The organism is 'Vigna radiata' phytoplasma, from assembly GCF_030586915.1.
GTDB lineage: Bacteria > Bacillota_I > Bacilli_A > Acholeplasmatales > Acholeplasmataceae > Phytoplasma > Phytoplasma australasiaticum.
Genome location: NZ_JAOSIS010000005.1, coordinates 20,460 through 27,780, shown reverse-complemented (window position 1 = coordinate 27,780; position 7,321 = coordinate 20,460). Strand labels below are relative to the sequence as shown.

5 protein-coding genes and 1 pseudogene are annotated in these 7,321 nt (G+C 26.1%); all 6 read right to left on the bottom strand.

What is annotated here, in order from left to right; all coding sequences use genetic code 11:
* A pseudogene (locus OC710_RS00885) lies at window positions 1–246 on the bottom strand (group II intron reverse transcriptase/maturase); the annotation flags it as partial.
* A 558-nt stretch (window positions 247–804) separates the two neighbouring features.
* On the bottom strand, window positions 805–1,449 hold the full coding sequence (locus OC710_RS00880) for a triphosphoribosyl-dephospho-CoA synthase (protein ID WP_004994871.1): 645 nt from the start codon (window positions 1,447–1,449) through the stop codon (window positions 805–807).
* A 42-nt stretch (window positions 1,450–1,491) separates the two neighbouring features.
* On the bottom strand, window positions 1,492–2,982 hold the full coding sequence (locus OC710_RS00875; RefSeq protein ID WP_004994873.1) for a 2-hydroxycarboxylate transporter family protein: 1,491 nt from the start codon (window positions 2,980–2,982) through the stop codon (window positions 1,492–1,494).
* A 77-nt stretch (window positions 2,983–3,059) separates the two neighbouring features.
* Complete coding sequence (locus OC710_RS00870; protein WP_004994874.1) at window positions 3,060–3,575, bottom strand: DJ-1/PfpI family protein; 516 nt, start codon at window positions 3,573–3,575, stop codon at window positions 3,060–3,062.
* A 65-nt stretch (window positions 3,576–3,640) separates the two neighbouring features.
* Window positions 3,641–4,801 (bottom strand): NAD(P)-dependent malic enzyme, encoded by a 1,161-nt coding sequence (locus tag OC710_RS00865; RefSeq protein WP_004994877.1) that lies wholly within the window; start codon window positions 4,799–4,801, stop codon window positions 3,641–3,643.
* Between the two features lie 327 nt (window positions 4,802–5,128).
* A complete protein-coding gene (locus OC710_RS00860) occupies window positions 5,129–7,306 on the bottom strand; it encodes an ABC transporter ATP-binding protein/permease (protein ID WP_304514965.1) in 2,178 nt (725 codons plus the stop codon).
* Between the last annotated feature and the right edge of the window lie 15 nt (window positions 7,307–7,321).

Genomic DNA, 7,321 nt, shown 5'->3' with positions numbered 1-7,321 from the left:
GTTGACGTATTCCCGATGGTATCTTTGTAATCTTTCCAGATTAATTCCATCGATGGTTTTATTGTCAATTCCAGGTGTACCCGCTCCTTTGTTAGCCGCAATTTTATTAAATGCTGTTAACGTGTTGTAAAAGTTATTCATTCCCTGCTGGAGTTCTCTTTTTAGAGAGTAGCTGTTTGATGAACAATATTGAATTTTATTCAATGTTCGCGAAAGTTTAGTTTCTGGTGAAACCGTTGTTGACATAATATATCAATTCCTTCCCCGATACCATTGAATAAATAGTAAATTACTTTCTTCTTTCGCCCTATAAGAGTAGTTAACTCTCTTCCTGGTAAGCCGATTAACTAAATTATTCCAAATTTAGGTTTACTCTTACGACTACTAAGAAGATGCTTTATCCTTGACCATCCGGGCTTTTATTTCCGGATTAGTAAATTTAATTACTTAGTTTTAGGATTCTCCAAGTTACACTAAATTTCGACCTTGATTCTGTAGGGGAAGTATCCTCGTTAAGAGGCTGATTCCAGGTTTCTTTTTTATTTAATAAACTACTCAATACATACAACTTATACTAGTAGACTCTGGACTGTCCGTTCAAGCAACTTCCAAACAGGTTTTGAGATTACATCAATTTTCCTTCTTAGGCCATCTCAGGCTTCTCCGTAGAATTATTCGGTGGCGGGGTCGTCTTGACTAATTTGCTTTCGTCGCAACCCGCTTTTATGGTCCGCTATAATCCAGTATTCTTTCGTTTACTAAACCGACCATCTCCTTTCAGGGTTTATCGGCCCTGGCTATTGGTTAAATAGCACGAAATTTAGGCCTCTTTGGCGCCCTTGTATCCTCAATAATACTCATATAAAAAATTAATAAACATAAATAAAATTCTTGAGCTTTTAAATAGGGATTTTTTTTATAAATACGTAAAATAAACGGCAAACCTTGAAAAAAAATTTTATAATAACCCGTTAAAGCTTCTCCGCGTGCTCCTGCAATTCCAAATTTTGTAAAGATCTTTTCGCCAGGAGTTTTATTACTAAAATATAAAAAATCTTTACGTAATTCTTTAGTTAATTTGCATGTTTGAAAATGCCAATTAGAAAAAGGAATGTTATGAAATAAACCATACGAAACTACATAATAAATAATTCCGAAAGAAAAAATTAAACCTTTATGAGTATTTATGTTATTGGTAACTTCAAACATGCGTTTTTCTTGTTCTAAACCTAATACTCTTAATTTATTAAAATTTAATGATTTATATGATAAAACTAAATTATAAATATGATAAAAATAAATGCCAAAAGTTTCTTTAGACTTCATAAAAAGATTAAAATTCATATCTTGATGAGATCCGCAACTATTTATAGAAACTAAACCTAACGAAGGGTAACATAAAAGTTCAGTTTCTATAGCAATCAGAGCTAATTTAATTAAATATTCCACAATTTTTTCTAAAAAAGATCATCTATTGATAGATAACATTTATCAATTTATAAAGTAAAATAATGGAAAAAATATACTAGCTACAATTACTGTTAAATCTCCACCAAGACGAGTAGAAATTTGCGCATAAGGAGATAATTCTAAAGAATCAGAAGCTTCCAGAATAGCCAAATTGCCTGCACCACCAATACTATTAGCACAAAGTCCAGCAGCAATTGAAGCTTGAACCGGATAATAACCCATTTTATTACCAATTATAGCAGATGTTAAAGCAGTAGTTAAAACACAAGCAATACAAGTGAACAAAAAAGATAAATTAGAAATCCGATTAATAATCATTAAAATATTAATGTTAATACCAACAACTACTAAAATACAAGATGAAAATGATTGAGTAATAAATTTAGAAGCTTGATTGATATATTGAATATAATTATCCGAAATCAAATCAAAAAACTTAATCAATAAAACCAAAATAACTAAAAAAATAATAGTAGGAGGTATATATTTTTCTAAATTGGTGGACGGCCATAATTTTAATAATAAAGTTCTAAAAATGCTACTTAAAGCGTATAAAGAGAAAATCATCAACAAACCCATTTTCATATTTAAAAAACTTAAATTCGAGTTATTATCTTTTTTTTCATTTTCGAGATGATTAAATTTATTATTACTTAATTTATTTATATTCTTATCCAATTCACCTTCAGGACTACTATATTCCGAATTACCAAAAATTTTTTTAATTAAACCACCGAACATAACACTTAAAATACCACCGATTAACAAAGAAGTGATAATGTGGTTTTTAAAAGCATCTTCAAAACGAACTATTCCTTGCGAAAACACTTTTATCAGAGGAATAATCCCACATGTTAAACCCCCACACGAAATAGGAACAAAAATAAAAAATATAGCATCTAAAAAACTATTACGATGACTACCAGGGACACTATCTATACCACCAATAGGTTTTAAAAAAATGCCTAAAAGTCCTGTTACTAACCCAGAACAGATTAAAGATAAAATAACTAAAAATAAAAATTTAGGACCATTTTTTTTTAAAATAAATTTATCAATACTCAAAAGACTACCGCAAACCAATGAAGCAACAAAAAATTCAGAAAAACCTATATTACTATTTTTATTAAAAAAAGATATCCTTTCGCGAAATGCACTTTGAAATTGCATTAATGATGTTTCGAAATTACGAGGAAAAAAATTATAATTAAATAAAAAAGCTGGTAATAATAAACAAAAAATTGCTCCTCCGCCCATATCTTTTAAAATGGGGATTTTTTTACCTATTACTTTTAATATTTCAGCTAAAATCATAGTAAATAATAAAACTGAAATTAAATTATGCCAAGATGAATTAAATTGTCCTTTGGTAGCGTCATAAGAAATCCAAATATGCATTATAGAAATACTCAATAAAAGCAAAGCAAACTCAATCGAAAAACCTAAAATTTTTAATTTAGGTTTTTTATGTGGATTAAAAGTTGAATCATTAATAGAACTATTTATATTCATATATAAAAGACTACTTCCTATTTTGTTTTTTTATTTAAAATAATCAATATATTGTTGAGATTAAAAATTAATTTTTATTATTTATTTAACGTTTTCAATAAAACATTAACAAAATCTAAAACTGTCCAAGGTGATTGTGAAGTCACAAAATTACCACTTACAACTGTCATTTTGTCAGGACAATATTTTCCTTCTTTAATATAAATCTCATATCCAGGAAAACAAGTAAAAGAATTATTTTTTAATAAATTTAATTTTCCCAAAAATGCAGGAGCTGCGCATATAGCTGCAATAATTTTATTAGAATCTGAAAATATTTTAATTATATTTAATATGTTTTTTAAAGAATCATGTTCATTTTCTATAACATCTTTAACATAAGGTCCGCCTGGTATAATTAAAAAATCATATTTATCATAAATAACATTTTTAGATATATCAACTTTAACCATTAAATTTGATGCAGAAACCACATCTAATGAATTATTAAATGTCAAAGTAGTAACATCAAAACCATTATTTTTTAATAAAGCTCTTGTTGCTAAAGCTTCGCAATCTTCAAAGCCATTTTGTAAAATTAATAATCCTTGCATAAAAATAATTCCCTTTCTCTCAAATATAAAATAATATAAAATTTAATTTTATAAAATTTATTATTTTAAGATATATTACTTACTTTTTCTATAGCTTTAACAATAGCTTTTGTACATTCAGGATTAAAAATAGAAGGTAAAATATTTTCCTCATTTAATTGAGATTCAGGAATAACAGCTGCTAAAGCATAAACAGCAGCTAATTTCATTTCTTCTGTAATTTGAGCAACTTTACTATCTAAAGCTCCGCGAAAAATTCCCGGAAAAACTAATAAATTATTAATTTGATTAGGGAAATCTGAACGACCTGTCGCTATAATACGAGCATTACCTTTCTTAGCTTCTAATGGCATAATTTCTGGTACTGGATTAGCCAAAGCAAATACAATAGCATCTTTATTCATACTAGCAATCATATCAGACGTTAATAAATTAGATTTAGAAACCCCAATAAAAACATCTTTATTTTTGATAATTTCATTTAAATTACCGGTTTCATTATAAAAATTAGTTATTTTAGATAATTTTTGTTGACTTGCATTTAATAATGATAAATCTTTAGAATTAATAGCTCCGTGTTTATCTACTAAAACAATATTTTTAGGTTTTAATAATAATAATAATTTCGCAATAGCTGTGCCTGCTGCTCCTGCTCCTAAAATAACTATTTCAATTTCAGACATCTTTTTATGCACAACTTTTAAAGAATTAATCAATCCAGCAGCAACAGCAATAGCCGTACCATGTTGATCATCATGGAAAACAGGAATCGATAATTTTTGTTTCAACTTTTCTTCAATCTCAAAACACTCAGGAGCTTTAATATCTTCTAAATTAATAGCGCCAAATACAGAAGAAATTTTACTAATGATATTAATTACTTCTTCAGGATCTTCAGAATCTACACAAATAGGATAAGAATCAATATTAGCAAATTTCTTTAATAAAACGGCTTTACCTTCCATTACCGGAATAGAAGCCAAAGCACCAATATTTCCTAAACCTAATACTGCTGTTCCGTTACTAATAACTGCAACATTATTACCTTTAGAAGTATATTTATATACATCTTCAGGATTATCTTTAATTTTTAAACATGGCTCTGCTACTCCCGGAGTATAAACGAGAGCTAATTCTTTTAAATTATTAACTTCTACTTTAGATACCGTAGCTAACTTACCTTTTTTTTGCGCGTGCAATTTTAACGCTAACTCTTGATTATTCATCAATTAATGGCTCCTGTTTATATTTGAATTATTTATAGAATTTATCTATAAAGTTTATTTACCAAATAGAATAAATTTAAACTCAAGATTTAATTATTTAAAAAATTATTATATTAAAAAACAATTTTAATTATTAAATTAATTTTTGAAAATTGACACATTGGTTTTTAGTGCATTAATTTAATTAAAAATCACCAATAATAATAATGTATGATCTTTGACAAAATGTCAACATAAATTTGTTTTTTTCATTAATATTTATTTTTATAATTCAATTATTTTTTCTAATATTTATAAAATAAATAAAACTAATTTATAAAACAGTATTTATCTAGAATTAATAATATCAATAGGTTTCTTAATAGTAATTTTGATAATTTGTATAAAAGTAACTAATATATAAAAAATTAATCCTAAAACAAAAACACATATATAAGTTTTTCCACTTGGCATCAAAAAAGGGACAGAGAAATATGAAATAAACCAACTGTTTGCTTTAAATAAAAATAATTTAATCAAAGTTAAAGCTAAACCTAAATTAATTAAAAAGAATATTGCCATTTCTATTAAAAAAATAGATAAAATATAAATTTTACCAGCTCCAATAGCTCTTAAAACGCCTATATCTTTGTATCTAAGCTTAATAGAATTATTAGTAAAAATAATTATCATAATTGCAGCAAAAATAGATAATGCAATAAACGCTCCAAAAATCCATGGTAAAATCGATTTTTTTATATCTGTTTCAAGAAGATTAAATAAACTTACAAATGGAGTTTTAGATAATGTTAAATTTGGATTTTTTGTTTCAGATAAATCCTTAATATACAAATGATAATAATTATCAACCAAATCATCTATTTCCGTCTTAGATAGACCTTTAGTGCAACCTATTATTTTACAAAACTTAAAAGTTTCATCTTCGTTATAACCTTTTTGTATAATATCCGGAGTTATAATTTCATTCATTACTTTTGTAGGTAATAAAACTATATTTTGATTACCAAAACAATTTTCGACCCAATAATACTGTTCTAAAAACATGCGTTTCATAGTACTAAAAAAACTTGTTTTTTTCTTTAATTTTAATTTATTGTAATCTTGATTAAAATTATTATAACGTTTGATACGAGGTATATACTGATCATCTGTCATTTCGATTACAACAGATTTATCCAAATCCAATAGTTGTGATAATATTTTCGAATTAATAGAAATATTGTTTAACTTTCCTGACCGCTTATAATATTGTAAAAATTCATAAAAATTTCGAGAAATGTAAATTTTATTTTTATCAAAATTTAATGGCTTGTGATAACCGACTGCGTTCCAAAATTTTTCATTTTCTGATGTTTCTATAAAATCAATAACATTGCCAAAAAAAACATCGGAATCATATTCCTGTTTAACATTAGTCAATTCATAACTTATCATAGGTTGCAAATAAACTTTCGGATTTGTTTGCTTCAATAAATTAAATTCATCAAAAGTCATCGTTGACATATTAAAAAATTTTTCAAAATATTGATTAGAAACTAAACCTTTAGAAAAAATAAAATTTTTGGCAGAATGGTTTTGTAAAACTGATTTAATAGCATACGAAGATTTAAAAAAATACATTACCGATATAAAACCTAATAAAGCCAAAAAAGAAGTGGTTAACAAAATATTAAAAAATAATGAAATAGCTTTGGTTTTCATATTATTAAAAGCCATACAAAAAGATAATTTTGAAAAAAACCTAGAACTTATTGTTTTTGAATCAATAAGATTACTATTTGTTAATTCTTTATTTTTTACATCAGAATCCGAAATATCTACAAAAATATTTTTAGATTTCCTTATTTGATCTTTAATAATCTGACCATCTTTTAATTCAATGATACGATCTGCATATTTATGAGCCATTTCTAAATCATGCGAAACCAAAATAATTAATTTTTGTTTAGAGATTTTCGAAAACAACCTTAATATTTGTTCTCCCGTTACACTATCTAAAGCTCCTGTTGGTTCATCAGCTATTAAAAAATCAGGTTCCTTAATCATAGCTCTCGCGATAGCGACTCGTTGTTTTTGCCCTCCTGATAATTCATTAACATTACGTGAACCAAAACCAGCTAAATCTACCTCATTTAGAATATTATTGATTACTTTATCATCAACTTTTTTACCTTGTAATTCTAAAACAATTGATATATTTTGAAATACCGTCAAATCATCGATTAAATTAAAATGTTGAAAAATAAATCCAACTGATTGATTTCTATAATTATTGAAATCGCTTTCATTAAAATTTCGAAAAGATTTATTTTTAAAAATAACATCTCCATCAGAAATTTTCTCCAAACCACCTAATATATTCATCAAAGTAGTTTTACCACTGCCAGATTTTCCTACAATAAAAACTAAACCTTCGGATGATAAAGATATATTAATCCCTTTTAAAGAAAAAATACAATCTTTTTTCAATTTAAAAAATTTATCAATTTTATTACAAACTAACATTATAAAATTATCTTT